General features: G+C 67.2%; 18 protein-coding genes. 8 read left to right on the forward strand and 10 right to left on the reverse strand.

Annotated elements, in window-relative coordinates:
- Positions 1 to 11 precede the first annotated feature (11 nt).
- The 4 genes from lipB to ACX1NL_RS08275 are packed head-to-tail and all read left to right on the forward strand — an operon-like array spanning position 12 to position 3,966.
- Positions 12 to 797, forward strand: coding sequence for a lipoyl(octanoyl) transferase LipB (gene lipB / locus ACX1NL_RS08260; protein WP_458897851.1), 786 nt, complete (start codon positions 12 to 14; stop codon positions 795 to 797).
- A 5-nt stretch (positions 798 to 802) separates the two neighbouring features.
- Complete coding sequence (gene lipA, locus ACX1NL_RS08265) at positions 803 to 1,846, forward strand: lipoyl synthase (protein ID WP_269510171.1); 1,044 nt, start codon at positions 803 to 805, stop codon at positions 1,844 to 1,846.
- A gap of 42 nt (positions 1,847 to 1,888) precedes the next feature.
- Complete coding sequence (locus tag ACX1NL_RS08270; RefSeq protein ID WP_370645820.1) at positions 1,889 to 2,680, forward strand: DUF4191 domain-containing protein; 792 nt, start codon at positions 1,889 to 1,891, stop codon at positions 2,678 to 2,680.
- Positions 2,677 to 3,966: a threonine/serine exporter family protein gene (locus tag ACX1NL_RS08275; RefSeq protein WP_458897852.1), complete on the forward strand. Its 1,290-nt coding sequence runs from the start codon at positions 2,677 to 2,679 to the stop codon at positions 3,964 to 3,966. The genes ACX1NL_RS08270 and ACX1NL_RS08275 overlap by 4 nt, the downstream gene beginning before the upstream one ends.
- Here ACX1NL_RS08275 and ACX1NL_RS08280 read toward each other — a convergent pair.
- A complete protein-coding gene (locus ACX1NL_RS08280) occupies positions 3,963 to 4,439 on the reverse strand; it encodes an RDD family protein (protein ID WP_239356990.1) in 477 nt (158 codons plus the stop codon). The two genes, ACX1NL_RS08275 and ACX1NL_RS08280, sit on opposite strands and share 4 nt — an antisense overlap.
- Positions 4,440 to 4,484: 45 nt before the next feature.
- Here ACX1NL_RS08280 and glnA point away from each other — a divergent pair, with 45 nt between their 5' ends.
- The 3 genes from glnA (at position 4,485) to ACX1NL_RS08295 (ending at position 7,725) form a co-directional block, all read left to right on the forward strand.
- Positions 4,485 to 5,951 (forward strand): type I glutamate--ammonia ligase, encoded by a 1,467-nt coding sequence (glnA, locus tag ACX1NL_RS08285; protein WP_458897853.1) that lies wholly within the window; start codon positions 4,485 to 4,487, stop codon positions 5,949 to 5,951.
- Between the two features lie 76 nt (positions 5,952 to 6,027).
- Positions 6,028 to 6,600 (forward strand): VIT1/CCC1 transporter family protein, encoded by a 573-nt coding sequence (locus ACX1NL_RS08290; protein ID WP_458897854.1) that lies wholly within the window; start codon positions 6,028 to 6,030, stop codon positions 6,598 to 6,600.
- 162 nt (positions 6,601 to 6,762) lie between these two features.
- Positions 6,763 to 7,725, forward strand: a complete 963-nt coding sequence (locus ACX1NL_RS08295) for a TDT family transporter (RefSeq protein WP_458897855.1) — start codon at positions 6,763 to 6,765, stop codon at positions 7,723 to 7,725.
- Between the two features lie 54 nt (positions 7,726 to 7,779).
- On the opposite strand, the gene ACX1NL_RS08300 is transcribed toward ACX1NL_RS08295, so the two are convergent.
- The 3 genes from ACX1NL_RS08300 to ACX1NL_RS08310 all read right to left on the reverse strand — a co-directional run bounded on the left by ACX1NL_RS08300 (position 7,780) and on the right by ACX1NL_RS08310 (position 9,981).
- Positions 7,780 to 8,817: an HNH endonuclease signature motif containing protein gene (locus ACX1NL_RS08300; RefSeq protein WP_458897856.1), complete on the reverse strand. Its 1,038-nt coding sequence runs from the start codon at positions 8,815 to 8,817 to the stop codon at positions 7,780 to 7,782.
- Positions 8,818 to 8,905: 88 nt separating this feature from the next.
- Entirely contained in the window at positions 8,906 to 9,460 is a 555-nt protein-coding gene (locus ACX1NL_RS08305; protein ID WP_458897857.1) for a GH25 family lysozyme, read from the reverse strand.
- Positions 9,457 to 9,981, reverse strand: coding sequence for an NUDIX hydrolase (locus ACX1NL_RS08310; protein WP_311389290.1), 525 nt, complete (start codon positions 9,979 to 9,981; stop codon positions 9,457 to 9,459). The genes ACX1NL_RS08305 and ACX1NL_RS08310 overlap by 4 nt, the downstream gene beginning before the upstream one ends.
- A 27-nt stretch (positions 9,982 to 10,008) precedes the next feature.
- Between ACX1NL_RS08310 and ACX1NL_RS08315 the strand changes: the two genes are divergently transcribed.
- Positions 10,009 to 10,743 carry a hypothetical protein gene (locus tag ACX1NL_RS08315; protein WP_458897858.1) on the forward strand — a complete coding sequence of 245 codons (735 nt, stop codon included), beginning with the start codon at positions 10,009 to 10,011 and terminating at the stop codon, positions 10,741 to 10,743.
- On the opposite strand, the gene ACX1NL_RS08320 is transcribed toward ACX1NL_RS08315, so the two are convergent.
- The 6 genes from ACX1NL_RS08320 to ACX1NL_RS08345 are packed head-to-tail and all read right to left on the reverse strand — an operon-like array spanning position 10,724 to position 18,122.
- Positions 10,724 to 11,818, reverse strand: coding sequence for a S1 family peptidase (locus ACX1NL_RS08320; RefSeq protein ID WP_458897859.1), 1,095 nt, complete (start codon positions 11,816 to 11,818; stop codon positions 10,724 to 10,726). The genes ACX1NL_RS08315 and ACX1NL_RS08320 overlap by 20 nt on opposite strands.
- On the reverse strand, positions 11,802 to 11,948 hold the full coding sequence (locus ACX1NL_RS08325) for a hypothetical protein (protein WP_181888786.1): 147 nt from the start codon (positions 11,946 to 11,948) through the stop codon (positions 11,802 to 11,804). The genes ACX1NL_RS08320 and ACX1NL_RS08325 overlap by 17 nt, the downstream gene beginning before the upstream one ends.
- Positions 11,949 to 11,985: 37 nt before the next feature.
- The gene (gene thrC / locus ACX1NL_RS08330; RefSeq protein WP_458897860.1) at positions 11,986 to 13,437 is read right to left on the reverse strand and encodes a threonine synthase; all 1,452 of its coding nucleotides are present in this window, start codon (positions 13,435 to 13,437) and stop codon (positions 11,986 to 11,988) included.
- 25 nt (positions 13,438 to 13,462) lie between these two features.
- Entirely contained in the window at positions 13,463 to 13,732 is a 270-nt protein-coding gene (locus ACX1NL_RS08335; RefSeq protein ID WP_458897861.1) for a hypothetical protein, read from the reverse strand.
- A gap of 44 nt (positions 13,733 to 13,776) precedes the next feature.
- Complete coding sequence (locus ACX1NL_RS08340; RefSeq protein WP_458897862.1) at positions 13,777 to 16,791, reverse strand: bifunctional [glutamine synthetase] adenylyltransferase/[glutamine synthetase]-adenylyl-L-tyrosine phosphorylase; 3,015 nt, start codon at positions 16,789 to 16,791, stop codon at positions 13,777 to 13,779.
- A complete protein-coding gene (locus ACX1NL_RS08345; RefSeq protein ID WP_458897863.1) occupies positions 16,788 to 18,122 on the reverse strand; it encodes a glutamine synthetase family protein in 1,335 nt (444 codons plus the stop codon). The genes ACX1NL_RS08340 and ACX1NL_RS08345 overlap by 4 nt, the downstream gene beginning before the upstream one ends.
- Positions 18,123 to 18,159 lie beyond the last annotated feature (37 nt).

An 18,159-nucleotide genomic window follows, 5' to 3' on the forward strand; every position in this document is an offset into this window, starting at 1 on the left:
GGTCTAAGGGTATGACTGCCCCGCGCGACCCGTTTTTCCCCGCCGACAAATCCATCCGAGCCTCAGCCGCGCCCATTGACGTGCGCGAGCTGGGGCTCGTGGACTATCAGGAAGCCTGGGACCTCCAGGCGGACATTGCTTCTCGACGGGCCAAAGGCGAACTGCCGGACACAGTATTGGTCCTCGAGCACCCCTCCACCTTCACCGCCGGCAAGCGCACGCAGCCGGAGGACATGCCCGACCCCGCCTACCCCGTGCCCGTGGTGCCGGTGGACCGCGGCGGGCGCATCACCTGGCACGGCGAGGGCCAGCTGGTGGTCTACCCCATTATCAAGCTCGCGGAGCCGGTGGATGTGGTCGACTACGTGCGCCGTCTCGAAGAGGCGCTCATCCAGGTCGTGCGCGACGCTGGCGTGACCACGGCGGGGCGTGTCGACGGCCGCTCCGGGGTCTGGGTGCCGGAGGAGACGAAGGCGGTGGACCCGGCAGCGTCGACACGCGAACGCAAGATTGCCGCCCTGGGCATCCGCATCACACGCGGCGTGACCATGCACGGCCTCGCCTTAAACTGCAACAACACCCTCGAGCACTACGAACACATCGTCGCCTGCGGCATCGACGACGCCGACGTGACCACCCTGTCGCTCGAGCTCGGCCGCGACATCACCCCCGCCGACATGGCCGCGCCGATGGTGCGCGAACTCGAGCGCGCGCTGTCCGGCGAGCTGGTCGTGGCGGACCACACCTTCGCCACCCGACCGGACCCCTCGAAGGGTTTGACACGGAAGGTACGGTGAGAAGCGTGACTGTAGCACCAGAAGGCCGCAAGCTTTTGCGCGTTGAGGCGCGCAACTCCGAAACACCGATTGAGAAGAAGCCGCGGTGGATCCGCAACTCCGTCAAGACCGGTCCCGAATACGAGGACATGAAACAAAAGGTCAAGGGCGCGGGCCTGCACACCGTGTGCCAAGAGGCGGGCTGCCCGAACATCCACGAGTGCTGGGAATCTCGTGAGGCGACCTTCCTCATCGGCGGATCCCGCTGCTCCCGCCGCTGCGACTTCTGCGACATCGCCTCCGGCCGCCCGGATCCTTTGGACCGCGACGAGCCGCGCCGCGTGGCAGAAGAAGTGCAGAGCCTCAACCTGAACTACTCCACCATCACCGGTGTCACCCGCGATGACCTCGACGACGAGGGCGCCTGGCTCTACGCCGAGGTCGTGCGCAAGATCCACGAGCTCAACCCGCACACCGGCGTGGAAAACCTCACCCCGGACTTCTCCGGCAAGCCGGACCTGCTCCAGGAGGTCTTCGAGGCCCGCCCCGAGGTGTTCGCCCACAACGTGGAGACCGTGCCGCGCATCTTCCGCCGCATCCGCCCGGCGTTCCGCTACGAGCGCTCCCTCGACGTGATCCGCCAGGCCCGCGACTTCGGTCTGATCACCAAGTCCAACCTCATCCTCGGCATGGGCGAGACCCGCGAGGAAGTCCTCGAGGCGCTGCACGACCTGGTCGACGCAGGCTGCGACATCATCACCATTACCCAGTACCTGCGCCCCGGCCCGACCTACCACCCGATCGACCGCTGGGTGAAGCCGGAAGAGTTCATCGAATACCGCGACGCCGCCTACGAGATGGGCTTCGGCGCCGTCATGTCCGGCCCGCTGGTGCGCTCCTCCTACCGCGCCGGCAAGCTCTACGTCGAGGCGATGGCCCACCGCGGCCTCGAGCTGCCGGAGAATCTCGTGCACTTGGCGGAGACGTCGCAAGGCGATACCGCCCAAGAAGCCTCCACCCTGCTGAAGAAGTACGGCGCCTCCGCAGACCACCCGGTGGAGACCCGCTAGGGTCTTTGGCCCGCGTCTTAGCTGTGGCATACAGTTATGGCCATGGCTAAGACGCAGGACAAGGAAGCGGCAAAAGCCGCCAAGAAAGAACAGCGCGCCGCGAAGCGCGCCAAGGGCAAAGCAACCCGCTCGCAGCTCAAGCAGGCGTTCGACATCCAGCGCAAGCGCGACAAGGCGCTCATCCCGATCATGCTCGCCTGCGTACTCGGCGGCGGGCTGCTGTTCTTCCTTCTCGGCCTGTGGTGGGGCGCGAAGTGGTTCTGGCTGATCATGGGCCTGATCCTCGGCGCTGTGCTGGCGATGTTCATCTTCTCCCGCCGCCTGGAGAAGTCCATGTACGACGAGGTCGGCGACACCCCCGGCGCCGCCGGCTGGACGCTGGAGAACATGCGCAACACGATGGGCATCGTCTGGCAGACCAAAACCGGTGTGCAGGCCAACACCCACATGGACACCGTGCACCGCGTGGTGGGCAACCCGGGCGTCGTGCTCGTCGGCGAGGGCGACCCGAACCGCCTGAAGTCCCTGATGGGCAAGGAGCACAAGCGCGTGGAGCGCCTGCTGGCGGGCGTGCCCGTCTACGAAGTCTACGCCGGCGAGGGCGAAGGCCAGGTGCGCAACCGCGACCTGCAGAAGCACCTGCTCAAGCTGCCGAAGAACTACCAGAAGGACGAGGTGTACAACCTCGCCGCCAAGCTCGACGCGATGGATTCCCGCGGCCGCGGCGCCCAGGCGGCCGGCCTGCCGGGCGGCCCGCTGCCGAAGCAGGCGCAAAACATGGCGGGCATGAACCGCAAAATGCGCCGCATGCAGGAGCGCAAGGGCGGCAAGTGACCGCACACAACCCGCCCATGGACGCCGAGGCGAACACCTGTCTTCGCTTCGGCGTCTTGCTGTTGGCTGCCGGCGCGTCCGGCTACCGCGTGATTCGCGCGGTGAAGCGCTGCGCGCGCTCGGTGGGCTTCGACAACGCCGACGTCATTGTCGGCTTCAACACCATCAGCTGCACGTTCCACCGCGGCGAGCAGTTCCGCACCGCCGTGTCCGACGTGCCGTTGCCGGGTGTCAACGCCTCGCGCATCGAGGCGCTGGAGACCGCCGCGCACTCGCTGCTGCAGAGCTACCGCACCCCCGAGGTCATTAATGCGGTGCTGGATGAGATCGAACGCATCCCCTCCCCACGCTGGGGCTTTCGCCTATCGACGCTCGCCGCCGGGCTGGCCTGCGCCGGATTCGCAGTGCTGAACCAGTTCGGGCTCGCCACCGCCGCGCTGGTGTGCATGGCGGCGATGCTGGGCCAGCTCGTGCGCGCGTTTTTGCACAAGGCCCACTTCAACCTGATCGGCATCACGATGGCGGCGTCGTTCGTCGCCTCGTCGGCGTTCTTGCTGCTCGACCGGGTGCTGCCGCTTGCGAGCGTGGTCTCCCCCGGTTTCATCGCCGCGGTGCTGTTTTTGATCCCCGGCTTCCCGCTGTTCACCTCGTTTGTGGACCTCGCCCGCTTCGACTTCACCGCCGGGATCCCGAGGCTGTTTTTCGCCCTCGAGATCATCGTGGTGATCATGCTGACCGTCTCCGTGGTCGCGATGCTCTCCGGCACCCCGGACCTGCCGTCGGCGGCGGTGCCGAGGTCGGCGGAGTTCATGGTCGCCGGGGCGCTGGCCAGCTTCGTCAGTGTGGGCTGCTTTGCGTTGCTGTTCAATTCGTCGAGACGCATGGCGCTCATCGCCGCAACCCTCGGGATGGTGGCCAACGCCGCGCGCCTCGCATTGCTTGCGGACGGGGTGCGCTCCTACCTCGCCGCGTTCGTCGCCGCGCTGATCATCGGCATCGCCGGCGGGGTGTTGGGCCAGGTGGCGAAGGTGCCGCGCACCACCGTGACCATCCCGGCAGCCGTGGTGATGATCCCCGGCCCCGTCATCTACGCCGCGGTGCACAACTTCGCGGTCGGCGACATCATCAACGCGCTGTCGAAATTCACCGAAGTGTCCTTCGTGGTGCTGTTCATCGCCGGCGGGCTCTCCGTCGGACGCATGCTCACCGACCCGACCTGGGCGTTCTTCCGCTACATCGACTTCGACCACGAACTCGTCGGCGAGGAACGCCCCATCAACAACTAGGTGCGGATCACCGTCGTGGTGGTGGCGCGGTCGTGCATGCCGCGACCGTCAGCGTCCACAAGCGCCGCCGGCAGCACAAAGCCCGTCAGGATCGTGCGGACCGCCGCGCGCCACAGCCCCACCGGGGCCTCCTTGTCCACGCGGGCCACACCCATGCCCAGCGCCGCCATGCCCGGGGTGCGGGCGAACAGCCAGCCGCACACGATGCCGAGGACGATCCACAGCAGGTACGTCGCGGTGTAACGGTCCCCCAACGCGGAGGTGTTCGCCGTGATCAGCGACGCCGCCACCGCGCACAACGCCCAGTCGATGAGCACCCCACCCATGCGGCGCAGCACCGACGCCTGGGATCCCTGCCCCTCCTTCGGCAACCCCAAGAACTGCCCCGGGTAGTCAGGCAGAGCGTCCTCCCCTGAGAATTGGTTCGGGATTTCGGGACCGTCGTGCCAGGTTTGTCGTCGAGAAGCAGCCATGCCTCCGAAGCGTAGCGGGACGTCCGCGTAGACTTGAAACCGCTTATGTCCGACACACAACGAGGAGTACTGCCCGTGTCCTTCGACAACATCGAAGACGTCAAGAAATTCATCGCCGACGAGGAGGTGGAATTCATCGACGTGCGCTTCACCGACGTGCCCGGCATCGAACACCACTTCTCCATCCCGGCATCGATGTTCGACGAAGACGTGATGGAAGAAGGCCTCGCCTTCGACGGCTCCTCCATCCGCGGCTTCACCACCATCGAAGAATCCGACATGACCCTCATGCCGGACCTCGCCACCGCCAAGCTGGACCAGTTCCGCGGCGCCAAGACCCTGAACGTGAAGTTCTTCGTCAACGACCCGTTCACCCACGAGCCGTTCTCCCGCGACCCGCGCAACGTAGCCAAGAAGGCCGAGGAATACCTGCGCTCCACCGGCATCGCCGACACCTGCTCCATCGGCGCAGAAGCGGAGTTCTACCTGTTCGACTCCATCCGCTACGAGGTGGAAGGCCACTCCGCGTTCTACGAAATCGACGCCGAGGAAGGCTGGTGGAACCGCGGCAACGAGGTCGAGGCCGACGGCTCGCCGAACCTGGGCTACAAGAACCGCTGGAAGGGCGGCTACTTCCCCGTCGCCCCGCACGACAAGACCGTCGAGGTGCGCGACGCCATGGTGCGCAACCTCGATGCCGCAGGCTTTGAGATTGAGCGCTTCCACCGCGAGGTGGGCAACGGTGGCCAGCAGGAGATCAACTACCGCTTCAACACCCTGCTGCACGCGGCCGATGACCTGCAGGACTTCAAGTACATCATCAAGAACACCGCGACGCTGTACGACAAGACCGCCACGTTCATGCCTAAGCCGCTCGCCGGCGACAACGGCTCCGGCATGCACGCCCACCAGTCGCTGTGGAAGGACGGCGAGCCGCTGTTCTACGACGAGTCCGGCTACGGCGGCCTGTCCGACATCGCCCGCTGGTACATCGGCGGCCTGCTCGAGCACGCCGGTGCGGTGCTGGCGTTTACCAACCCGACGCTGAACTCCTACCACCGCCTCGTGCCGGGCTTCGAGGCGCCGATCAACCTGGTGTACTCGCAGCGCAACCGCTCCGCCGCCATCCGCATCCCGATCACCGGCGCGAACCCGAAGGCCAAGCGCATCGAGTTCCGTGCCCCGGACCCGTCGGGCAACCCGTACCTCGGTTTCGCGGCGATGCTCATGGCGGGCATCGACGGCATCAAGAACCGCATCGAGCCGCACGCCCCGGTGGACAAGGACCTCTACGAGCTGCCGCCGGAGGAAGCCAAGGACATCCCGCAGGCACCGACGTCTCTCGAGGCCGCGCTCAAGGCCCTGGAGGCGGACCACGACTTCCTCACCGAAGGCGACGTGTTCACCGAGGACCTCATCGAGACCTACATCAAGCTCAAGTACGACAACGAGATCACCCCGGTGCGCCTGCGTCCCACCCCGCAGGAGTTCGAGATGTACTTCGACTGCTAGGTTTGCATAGCCTGACCTGCAGTAAGGCAGGCCGAACTTCCTTGCGGGGGTGATTCGGCCGGGCGATGATTGGGTCATGACTGATCTGATGGATTGTCCGGGCACGGCGGAAGGTGGCGTCGATAGGCATGAGCCCGGCGCCGGCGAGCGGCTGAACCGCTTGCGCGCCGCGGTGCTCGGGGCGAACGACGGCATCGTCTCCACCGCCGCCGTGGTCGTCGGCGTGGCGGGCGCGACGTCCGATCAGACCACGATCGCGATGTCCGGCCTGGCCGCGGTGATCGGCGGCGCGGTTTCGATGGCGCTGGGCGAATACGTCTCGGTGTCCTCGCAGCGTGACTCCGAGCGCGCCATGGGACTCGCCGCGCAGATGCAGGTCAACCCGTGGTCCGCGGGCATCGCGTCCTTCCTGTCGTTTTTGCTCGGCGCCGCATTGCCCTTTGCGACGGCGCTGCTCGCCCCCGCGACCTGGCGCATCGCCGCAATTTTCGTGCTGACCCTGGTGGCGCTCGCGTTGACGGGCGCGCTGTCCGCGAAGCTCGGCGAGGCCCCGGTCGCCCGCTCGGTGGCCCGCATCGTGGTCGGCGGCACCATCGCGCTGGCGGCCACGTTTGCCATCGGCTCGCTGTTCGGAGCAAACGTGGGCTAGAAACACACCGCGGCCCAACAGTGACCTGCCCAACCAGAACCCGACCGAATCGGCGCAAAACCGCAGGTCGGGTTTTGAGCTGCCGGGGCCGTTTTGGTGCAACGGGTCCCTCCCGGCGGGCCGCGCGAGCACCTTCCCAAGAAAGGGATTACCATGCGCTGAGTGACTGACAAGTTCCGCCAACTGCCACCGCCCGGCCCCGCGTGGGGCGGCAGCCTCATGGGCACCTCAATCGTGTCGCGATTGCTCGTGGAAATGGACCACCAGTTCTTCGCCGCCGTCTTCGCCGCGATCGCGTGCTTCATCCTCGTCGTGCTCGTGTACGGGTTCGCGCGCTACCGCCACCCCAGCTTCAAGCGCACCACCATGGCGGAATGGTCGATGTTCTTCATCGGCATCCTCGCACTGGGTGCTGCGCTTTCTGGGCTTACCGACGAAGGCGTCTACCGCCTCATCGGCTTCTGGGTCGGCGCCCCCGTCACCGTCATCACCTGGGCCATCCAGCTCAGCCGCTTTGAGGGCGCGCCGAAGTTCACCTGGGGCCTGCCGTTGGTCGGCCCGATGATTTCCGCGTCGGTGGCTGGTTGGCTCGCCCGCGACTACGGGCAGTTCTACCACGTGCTCGGCACCGTGTTCTTCCTGATGTCCCTGTTCACCGCGGTGCCCACGTTCGCCCGCGTGTACTGGGCCGCGTGGCACGGGAAGGTGGACCTTTCGGGGCCGCTGTCGGCGACCGCATGGGTGCCGCTGGGCGTGATCGGCCAATCCACCACCGCGATGCAGATTTTGTTCCCCGGAAAATTCTCCATCCACTACGGCTACGTCGCGCTCGTCTTGGCTATCCCCCTGGGCATTTGGGCGATGTTCAACTTCTACCCCAACGTCGCGCGCTGGGTGGAGTACTCGCCGGCCTGGTGGGCGTGCACGTTCCCGCCGGGCACGGTGAGCATGGGCGGGCACCAGGTCGCGCTTGTCAACGGCTCGCACTGGCTCGATGTCATCGCGTTGTCGCTGCCGTTCCTGCTCATCGTGCACTGGTCGCTGTGTTCCGGCCGCTTCATCAGCTGGGTGCTTGAGGGTCGCCACGACGCCGCGCGCGATCGCCTATCGACGTCCCTCCGGTAGCAAACGGCACACCAAATTGCCCGCCTTGTGAGACGGGTTTTCGGTGTGTGGGGGTTAGTCGAAGAGCAGCTCCATCGCGCCCGGGGTGGTCATGGGGACGCGTGTGCCGTTGGGTGCGACCCAGTGGATGCGGGCGTTGGGGTTGTCGATGTAGCCGAACGGGCCTTGCCTGTTGTCGGCGTTGACCCCGTTGTGGAAGGGGCACAGCTCGGCGAGGTTGTCCATGTTGGTCATTCCCCCGTAGCGCCAGGCGTTGATGTGGTGCGTCTGGGTGGTCTCGGCGGAGTGTTTGCAGTCGGGAAACGCGCAGGCCGGGCAGAGCAGCTTCGACATGACCTTTTGCTTGGGGTTGGCGCAGCGCTTACCGTAGTACAGGTTGACTGGGCCTTCCTGGGGGTGGAACGCGGCGACTTCGAGTATGTCGCCGAATTCGTGCTCCATGTATTCGGCTCCGGTCATGGTGGTGCCGTCGGTGCAGATCAAGGTGACCTCGTCGGCGTGGCCGGATTGGATGCGGGCCCAGTCGGCGATCGGCACCAAAATGATCGGCCGGAACGACGCCTTCGGGACACCTTTGCCGTCGCGCAGGATCGCGATGAGGGCGTCGGCCATTTGGGCGGCGGCGGGGTCGTCTGCGTCGATGAGTTTGCGAAGCAGGTGTTCGAGATCGGCGAGGTCGCGCTCGTTGTAGGTCAGGATCATGGTGCGCATGCCGGCCTTCGAGCGGCTGAATCTGCACGAGGGTGGGGCTGGTTTGACGGGTTGTTTGATCAGCCGTTTGATGCGCTTGGTCAGTGCCCTGTAGGAGCCGCGGTGGCGCACCAAATCCAACCTAATGCGCCAGCGCTCGGCGGCCCCTTCGACGGCGAGCAGTTTCTTCTCGATGTGCACGAGTTGGTCCACTGGTAAGCCTTCCGCGGCGGCGAGTGCGTCGCGTTGCTTGCGGGTGAACTGGGTCGGCCCGTAATACGCGTGGTGCACCCGCGCCAGGTCACGGACCCGCCCGGTGGACAGGCCGGCGGCCATGGCGGTGCCGCGGTCAAAGTCGGCGAGCACGGCTACGCCTGCGGAAACAAAGTCAGTGAAGTTCATGGCCCAGAAGCTAAGACAGCGCAACCCCCAACACCAGGCCCTGCGCGAATTGTGGATAACTGAACCTGAGAAATTCACAAAGCGCAGTTCACAGGGCCAAACTTAAATCTACGTCCGTCCCGTCTACGCGGCCGCGCGAGGTGAACTGCCACACTGTGGGCGTTGGAAGGCCGACGGGGCGCGGCCACGCCCCCACGTCCAAAGGCGTCGAAACGTCGACCACCGGGTTCGAGCCCCACTGCGCCAGCCACAGCGCGCCGAACTCGGCCACGTCCGCGAACAGCATGTGCCGCCGCCAGTACCAGGCGTTCGTGTAGACTCCAGCTACTTCGACGCCTGCGGAGGAGAAGGAGTGGTGGGCGGAGCGGACGTCGAGAAGCGAAAGCCCCGCGGGGGACTCGACGTCGAGCCACAGAGGCAAGCGGCGGCCCCCGAGAACCTCGAGCGCGGCCGACACCTGCGCCGCAATGGTGGTCCCTTCGGAGGGGGCGCGCAGGAAGTGGTACGCCGCGGTCGCGAAAGGGGCGAACGACGAAAACGCAGCGTCCTGGTACGTGCCGTCGGTGGTGCGGGCGATGACGAAGTCGAAGCGGGAAACGTCGAGCCCGGCCTGGTGCTCCGAGACGTCGACGCCGAGCCTCACCGCTTGGTCAGCCCCATGCGCGGCGCGAAGCTGCCCGGGTGGCGGCGCTGCGAGGCTGCGTCGGCGATGGCCAGGCGCCACTTCGGGTCGCGCACCGGCATCTGGGAGATGGGGAACCAGCCGGCCTCGGTGTTTTCGTCGTCGCCGACCACGGGTTCGACGGTGGGGTCGAGTGGCTCGCAGCGCAACTGCACCGTCATGTAGCTGGCCTTATCCCCGTTCGCGTGGGTGACCGGGCCGTGCGCGCCGACACCCAAAATCGCCGCGGCGGTGACCCGCACGCCGGTTTCCTCCAGCACCTCGCGCACGGCGGCGACGTGCGGCTCTTCGCCCGGGTCCGCGATCCCGGTCACAGGTGTCCACTCGCCGTTGTCGGCGCGGCGCACCAGCAGCACCTCGGGGACGGCCCACGGTGACGCATCGGTGGCGTCGCGAAGCACGACGGCGCACACGGCGGGCACCCACATCAGGTCGGTGCCGATTTTCTTGCGGGTTTCCACGATGAACTCCGGGATAGGCATGGTGGCAAGTGTACAATCCCCAGAATTATGAGCACCGCCGTTTCCGACACACAGCCCTGGGTCAGACGCGTCCCCGCTCCCCTGTTCGTCGCGGTGTACGGCGCGCTGGTCATCCTGGTGATTTTCGGTGTGGCGATGGCGGCGAGCCGCACCACGGCGAGCACCCCGGAGGACGCGGAGCTGCCGCAGCCGGAGCGCCCGTTCAACCCGGCGCCGGCGGATCCGGGCAACGTCGCGGCGAGCATCCGACCGAACCTGATCGACAACGTGCGCGTGGGCGAGACGAACTCGGGAGCGATGATGCGCGGCGACGTCGTGGACGGCGCCCTCGACGACTCCACCGAGATCGCGGGCCACCTGTCGCGTCTGCTGGAGCAGAATTGTCTGGATACGGTGACGTTGACGTCGAAAAGCGGGATGCGCTTTAACTTCTGGGGCTTTTGCTTCTCGACGCTTCCTCCGGAGACCCTCGCCCAGTACATCGATTTCGGCGTGGCAGAGGGCGCCGATTCGGTGTCGTTTGTGGACTACGCGTCGCACAACCACTTCCGCGTGATCACCCTAAACTGGATGGACGTGGACGACGCCGACGCGCTGTCGAAGCGGTGGCTCGATGTGGAGCGCCCCGACGAGATCGACCGCGTGACGTTCAACGGCTACACCGACGACGAGGTCGTGGTGGTGGACAACGACAAGGAAACCGGCGAGCACCTCAAGCGCTGGCCGCTGCTCGCCAACCCTGTCACCAACGCCGGGGAATAAACTCCGCGTCCGGCACCGCGTGACGGATCACGGCCATGACCTGATTGACGTTGGAGTAGCTCATCAGGTGCGGATCCTCCATGCCCTCGTAGCACTCCTCGCCCGCGCGGCCGGCTTCCGTGCCGGAGACGACGCCGATGACGGTGGCTCGGCCGTTGACGTCGGCGAACACCGGCCCACCCGAGTCGCCGGAGGCGGCGCACACGGCGGCGATGTCGCCGAAGGTCTCGTCCTCCACGCCGGGGTCGAGGTTGACTATCTGCACCCGCTCAGTGTCCTCGAAATCGCCACACGTGTAGCCCGTGGTCGCGCCCGTTTTGCACACCCTATCGACGGGCCCAAGGCCCTCCCCGATCCCAGTCGGTATCGGCACGCCGACCATGTCCATGAACCGGTCCGGGTCCGTGATCTCGATGATGCCGACGTCCGCGCCCTCCGTCTCCGGGGTGTTCTGCGAATACAGCCCGGAGAAAATGAAGTGGCCGACCTCGGAGGCGTAGTCGAAGGCTGTGGAGGCGTTGGTGGGCCACACCAGGTCGCCTTCGCGGCCGCAGTGGCCGGCGGTCACCGCATACGCCCGGCCGTCCTTGCCGGTAAACGAAAACGCCGCGGTGCACGACTGCGCCGTGAAATGCTCCCCGGGCGCCGGGCGGTGGTCCGTGGTCTGGATCTTCGTCCCCGGTGCCCAGGGGGCGAACGCGGGCACGAGCACGTTGTTTTCGTTCTCCGGCGCGGGAGCGTCGTCGTCAGGCGTTTGCACCTCGGACAGCGCCTCGCGCTCCTCCACCGTGCCGGTGGGGACCTTCGACGCGTTCAGGCCCAGCCACACCACGATGCCCACGACCATCGCCATCGCGACGATGACGGTGATCCACCCGCCCGTCTGCAGCCCGCTGCGGCGCGCCCGAGCCGTGGAGCCGGGCTGCGCGGGCATGTCGGGGAACTTCAGCGGGTACTGCGGGTACTGCTGCCGCTGCGGCGCTGGCTCTCCGGGCATGTCCGGGAAGCGCCACTGCGGGCCCTGCTCGGGCTGGTAGCGCTTGGCTGAACCGCCCTGGCTACTCGGAGGCGTCAACCGCCGAGCCCTCGTCGCCGGACTCGCCGTCCTTCTCCTTTTCTTCGGCCATGATCTTCATGTCCCGGATGAACTTCTCCGGGTCGAAGTCGGTGTAGTGCTCCGGGCCTGCGAACTGCTCCTGTGCCATGTGCGCGCACTCCTTTGTGGCTTGAGGACGATGTGCCCTAGACGTTAGTGCCCTCAATGGCCTCGGCGATAAACGCCTTGACGGCCTCGGCGTCATTGGGCAGGTCGGTCACGTGGCGCTCCGCGTCCATGATGCCCGCGAACCGCTCCGGCACCTCCGGCGCCTGACCGATCGCCTCGGTAATGGTGTCGGCGAACTTCACCGGTAGCGCAGTTTCCAGCACCACGATCGGGGTGTCCACCTCGCGCGCGAGTTGCTCGGCCACGTGGATCCCGTCGGCGGTGTGCGGGTCCACCAGCACGCCGACCTCGTCGTGCACGCGCTTGATGGTGGCCACCCGGTCGGCGTGGGTGGAGGTGCCGGAGGCGAAGCCGAACTCGCCGCGGATGCGCTCCATCACCTCTTCCCCGCCCAGGTCGGAGGCAGCGAAGCCGCCGTCTTTCACCCTGTTGGCGAACAGCTCGCGGGTGAGGTCGGAGTCGCGCAACGTGGCGTCGAAAAGCATCCGCTCAAAGTTGGACGCCTTCGAAATGTCCATCGACGGCGAGGACGTCGCGTAGGTCTCCGCGGCGGAGCGGGGGCGGTACTCGCCGCGCGCGAAGAAGTCGTGGAGCACGTCGTTTTCGTTGGTGGCCACGATGAGGCGGTCGATGGGCAGGCCCATCTGCTTCGCGATGTGGCCCGCGCACACGTTGCCGAAGTTGCCGGTGGGCACGCAGAACGAGACGCGCTCGTCGTTGGTCTCAGTGACCTTGAGATACGTGGCGAGGTAGTACACCACCTGCGCAAGCAGGCGCGCGAAGTTGATGGAGTTCACCGCGCCGATGGAGTACTTCGACTTGAACCCCGCGTCCGCGCTGACGGCCTTGACCACGTCTTGGCAGTCGTCGAACACGCCGTCCAGGGCGATGTTGAAAATGTTCGGGTCGTCCAGCCCAAACATCTGCGCCTGCTGGAACGGGGTCATGCGCCCGGCCGGGGTGAGCATGAACACGCGGATGCCGTCGCGCCCGCGCATCGCGTACTCGGCCGACGACCCAGTGTCGCCCGAAGTCGCGCCCAGGATGTTGATCTCCTCGCCGCGGCGGGCCAGCTCGTACTCGAACAGCTCGCCGAGCAGCTGCATCGCCATGTCCTTGAACGCGGCGGTCGGGCCCTCGGACAGGTGGCCGATATGCAGCTGGTCGTTCAGGCGGGTCACCGGCACGATCTCCTCGTCGGCGAACACGGGCGTGCGGTACGCCCGGCGCGCGATGGCCTCGAGGTCCGTCTCGGGGATGTCGTCGACGTAGAGCTTCAGCACTTCGGCGGCGAGGGCAGCGTAGCCGTCGTGAAGCAAAAGCTCGCGCCACTCGCTCAGAAGTTCCGGCGTGATGGCCGGGTACACCGCCGGCATGAACAGGCCGCCGTCGGGGCTTAGGCCTGTGAGCAGGATGTCTGTGAAGGAACGCGGCTGCGCCGATGCGTCGCGAGTTGAGATGTAGTCCACCCCGCGCAGTCTACGTCATGGGCGCCTACCTGCGCGGCGGTTCCTGTCGACCGGTCAAAATATCCACCACCGAACGAATCGCGGCGTCGCCAAGCGGCGGCACGGTGCGCTCCTTCTCCGGCGCATGCTCGCGCGCGGGCGTGCGGGTTGTCGGCTCGACGGTGATGCTCAGCGACTCGCCGTCGAGCTCCAGCCCGGTCTTGGGGTCAACGCCGGCCACGCGCGCGGCGTCCACCAGCGCGACAAGGTCCGCGAAGGTGGCGTTGTTCAGGTCGATGGTCATGTTCACTGCCATGGGCTCGAGCATATTGCCTATCGACGCCACTGCGCCTCCCCGCCCTAATCGAACTCGTGCGACGGCACCTCTCCCCAGAACACCTCCTCGACCACCTTGTGGGCGTGGCGGGTGATGCGCAGGTAGTCCTCTAAGAACTCCTGCTGGTCGTCGGGGTCGTAGCCGGCAGAGCCCGCGACCTGAGCGAGCTGCGGGCCCGGCGCGGGAAGTTGGTCCGTGCGCTTGCCGGTGACCAGCACGATGGCGTTGCGGGCGCGGGTGGCCGTGAGCCACGCGGTGCGCAGTATCTCGGCGTGCGAGCCGCGGATGACGGACGGGTCGTCGAGCTCGACGAGGAAATCCAGCGCGTCGAGGGTGGACGGGGTGCGCAGCTCCTCGTGGGTGTGGGCGTGCTGCATGGTCAATAGCTGCACGGTCCACTCCACGTCCGCGAGCGCGCCGCGGCCGAGCTTGGTGTGGGTGGCGCGGTCGGCGCCGCGGGGCAGGCGCTCGTTGTCCACGCGGGCTTTGATGCGGCGGATTTCGCGGATGTCGGCGGGTTTGGCGCCGCCGGCCGGGTAGCGGAAGTCGTCGATGGCCTCCAAAAACGCGTCGCCCACGCCGCGGTCGCCGGCAACGACGGCCGCGCGCAGCAGCGCCTGGCGCTCCCAGACCTCGCCCCACTCGCGGTAGTAGCGCTCGTAGCTGGCGATGGTGCGCACCACCGCGCCGGAGCGGCCCTCGGGGCGCAGGCCCAGATCCACCTCGAGGGGCGGGTCGCCGGAGGGCTTGGACAGGCGGGCGCGCATCTGGTCGACGATCTTTGCCGCCCAAGAAATAGCCTTGGCTTCGTCGGCTTCCTCGCTCGGCTCGGCGACGATCATCACGTCGGCGTCGGAGCCGTAGCCGAGTTCGGCGCCGCCGAGGCGGCCCATGCCGATGACGGCGATGCGGGCGGGAGGCTCGTCGTAAGGCGAGGATGCGAGATCGGCGTACACCTCGGCGCGAAGTGCGGCCTCAAGCACGGCCTCCCACACGTAGGTCAGCTCGAGGCAGACCTGGCGCGGCTCCATGAAGCCGAGCAGGTCGGCGGACGCGATGCGGGCGAGCTCCGCGCGGCGCAGGGAGCGCGCCACGGCGACGGCCTTGTCCGGGTCGGCCTGGTGGCGCTTGGCGGAGGCGAGGATGGCTTTGTGGACCTGGTCGGGGGCGGCGTCGAGCAGCCGGGGGCCGTTGGAGCCGTCGCCGAGGAGTTTGACCACGTCGGGCGCGGAAATGATGAGGTCGGAGGCGTACGGCGAGGTGCCCAGGATATGCATGAGGCGTTGCGACGCCACGCCCTCGTCGCGCAGCATGCGGAGAAACCAGCTGCGGTCCACGGCGGCGTCCGAAAGCTTGCGGTAGTTCAACAGCCCCTGGCCGGGGTCGGCGGTGTCCGCGAGCCAGTGCATCAGCGACGGCAGCAGGATCGCCTGCAGCTTGGCCTTGCGCGAGGTGCCCTTGACCAGCGCGGAGAGGTGGTCAAAGGCGCGCGCCGGGTGGCGGTAGCCGAGCGCGGCGAGCTGGGCTTTCACCGCGTCGGCGGAGAGGGTGGCCTCGCCGACGGACATGTCCGCCACCGCGCCGAGCAGCGGTCGGTAGAACAGGCGCTCGTGCAGGTCAGAAACGTCGCGGCGCACGCGTTTGAGCTCGCGGTACATCGCGTCCGGGGCGGAGCCGCGGTGGTTGGCGGTGAAGCCTGCGGCGCGGGCGAGCCAGCGGTTGCGTTTCTCGTCGTCCGGTTCGGGCAGCTGGTGGGTGCGCTTGAAGCGCTGCAGCTGCAGGCGGTGCTCTAAAAGGCGCAGGAACTCGTAGGCCTCAGTGAGCACGCGAGCGTCTTCGCGCCCGACGTACCCGGCCTTCGCCAGCGCCGCGAGGGCCTCCAGGGTGTTGCGGGAGCGCAGCGTGTCGTCGATGCGCCCGTGCACGAGTTGCAGAAGCTGCACGGCGAACTCGACGTCGCGAAGCCCGCCGGGCCCGAGTTTCAGCTCGCGGCGTCGCACCTCGGCCGGGACGTTTTCCAACACGCGCCGGCGCATGGCCTGGACGTCCTCAACAAAGCTGTCGCGCTGGGAGGCCTCCCATACCAGCGGCGCGATCGCCTCGGAGTACGCCCGCCCCAAGTCCATGGAACCGGTCTGCGGCCGCGCCTTCAACAGCGCCTGGAACTCCCAGGTCTCAGCCCATTTCCGGTAATAGGCCTGGTGCGATTCCAGCGTGCGCACCAGCGCGCCCGAGGTACCCTCCGGCCGCAGGTTCGCGTCCACGTCGAAGAAGCACGCGGAGCCGATGCGCATCATCTCCGCGGCCACGCGCGTGATCTTGGGCGTGGCGGGCTCGGCCACGAACACGACGTCCACGTCGGAGATGTAGTTCAGCTCGCCGGCGCCGCACTTGCCCATGGCGATCACGGCGAGCTCCGCGTCGGGCTCCACGTCGCCGTAAACGTCGCGCACCGCCACCGCGAGCGCGGCCGTGAGCGCGGCGTCCGCGAGCCACGTCAGCCGCTCCGTCGTGTAGCTGTAGCTCATGGATTCGCCCTCGCCGTAGCCCTTGACCGCGGCAAAGGTGCCGGCGAGGTCGGCGGCGGCGATGCGCATCACCAGGTCGCGGTGGGTGGCGCGGAGCTTTTGCTTAGCCGCGCTTACTTCGCCCTCCCCCGCCTTATACAACCCCGGCCCGTCAGCGTCGACCCCCACGGCGGCGAGCATGGTGCGGTAAAGCTCAGCCTCATCGGGCAGGTCCTCGAGCAGCAGCCGCCACTGCTGCGGGTGCGCGATCAGGTGGTCCGACAACGCGGTGGAGCCGCCCAGCAGGGCGAACAACCGGGTGCGGAACACCGGAAAGTCGCGCAGCGCGGCAAGCAGCTCCGCCCATCCGCCACCTAACGCGTCGAAGAGCCGGTGGGCGTTGTTGAGCGCCAGGTCCGGGTCGCTTGAGCCGGCGAGGGTGTAGAGCGAAGCTTCGTCGTAAAGCGAAAGCTCCTCGATGTCCTCGGCGGCGCGCGGGCTGGTCAGTCCGAGCTTGGCGGGTGAAATCACAGGTCGATCCCCGTATCGATCTCCCAGGGGGTGATCTGGGCGGTGTAGTCGTGCCACTCGGCCCACTTGGCGCGCAGGAAGAACTCGAAAACCTGCTCGCCCAGCACCTCGGCCATGAACTCGGAGCGCTCCATCTGGCGCAGCGCCTGGTCCAGCGAGTTGGGCAGGTCCCGGTAGCCCATCGCGCGGCGCTCGCGGCGGGTCAGGGCAAAGACGTCGTCGCGGGCGGGCTCGTCCAGCTCGTAGCCCTCCTCGATGCCCTTCAGACCCGCGGCGAGGATCGCGGAAAACGCCAGGTAGGGGTTGCACGCGGAATCCAGCGAGCGCACCTCCGCCCGGCGCGAATCCGCCTTGTGCAGGCGGTAGGTGGGCACCCGCACCATGGCGGAGCGGTTGGAAATACCCCAGGTGGCGGCGGTGGGCGCCTCGGAGCCGAACTGCAGGCGCTTGTAGGAGTTGACCCACTGGTTGGTCACCGCGGAGATCTCGCCCGCGTGCTCGATGATGCCGGCGATGAACTGGCGGCCTGTGGCGGACAGGCTGATCTCGTCGTCCGGGTCGTGGAAGGCGTTGGCGTCGCCCTCGAACAGGGAGAAGTGCGTGTGCATCGCCGAGCCCTCGAGGTCGGCGAACGGCTTGGGCATGAACGTGGCGTGCACGCCGTTCATCTCGGCGACCGTTTTCACGATGTAGCGGAACGTGACGATGTTGTCGGCCATGGTCAGCGCGTCGGTGTGGCGCAGGTCGATCTCCTGCTGGCCCGGCGAGCCCTCGTGGTGGGAAAACTCGGTGACAATGCCCATGTACTCCAAGGCGGAGACGGCCATGCGGCGCAGCTTCGGCGCCTCGTTGCGCTTGGCCTGGTCGAAGTAGCCGCCCTTGTCCGCAGGTGTGGGCGGCTGGTCGCCTTCGCCGGGTTTGACCACGTAGAACTCGATTTCGGGGCTGGCCACAAACTCGAAGCCCATGTCGCGGGCGTTGGTGATCTGGCGGCGCAGCACCTGGCGCGGGTCGGCGAAAAGCGGGTCGCCGTCGGGCATGGTGATGTCGCAGAACATCCGCGCAGTCTGCAGGCCCGCCTCCTCGTCGAAGGGCAGCGGCTGGTACGTCGACGGGTCGGGGCGCAGCAGGGTGTCGGACTCGGAGACGCGGCTAAACCCCTCGATGGAGGAGCCGTCGAAGCCCACGCCCTCCTCGAAGGCGCTTTCCAGCTCCGCGGGCGACATCATCACGGTTTTCAGCGAGCCGAAGATGTCGGTGAACCAGAGGCGGATAAAGGCGATGTCCTGCTGCTCCACCATTCGCAGCACGTTGTCGGTTTGGGCGCTCATGCTGCTCAACTGTAGCGGGCCTTTGGGCGTCGATAGG

The organism is Corynebacterium sp. CQ3829_602738, from assembly GCF_054478435.1.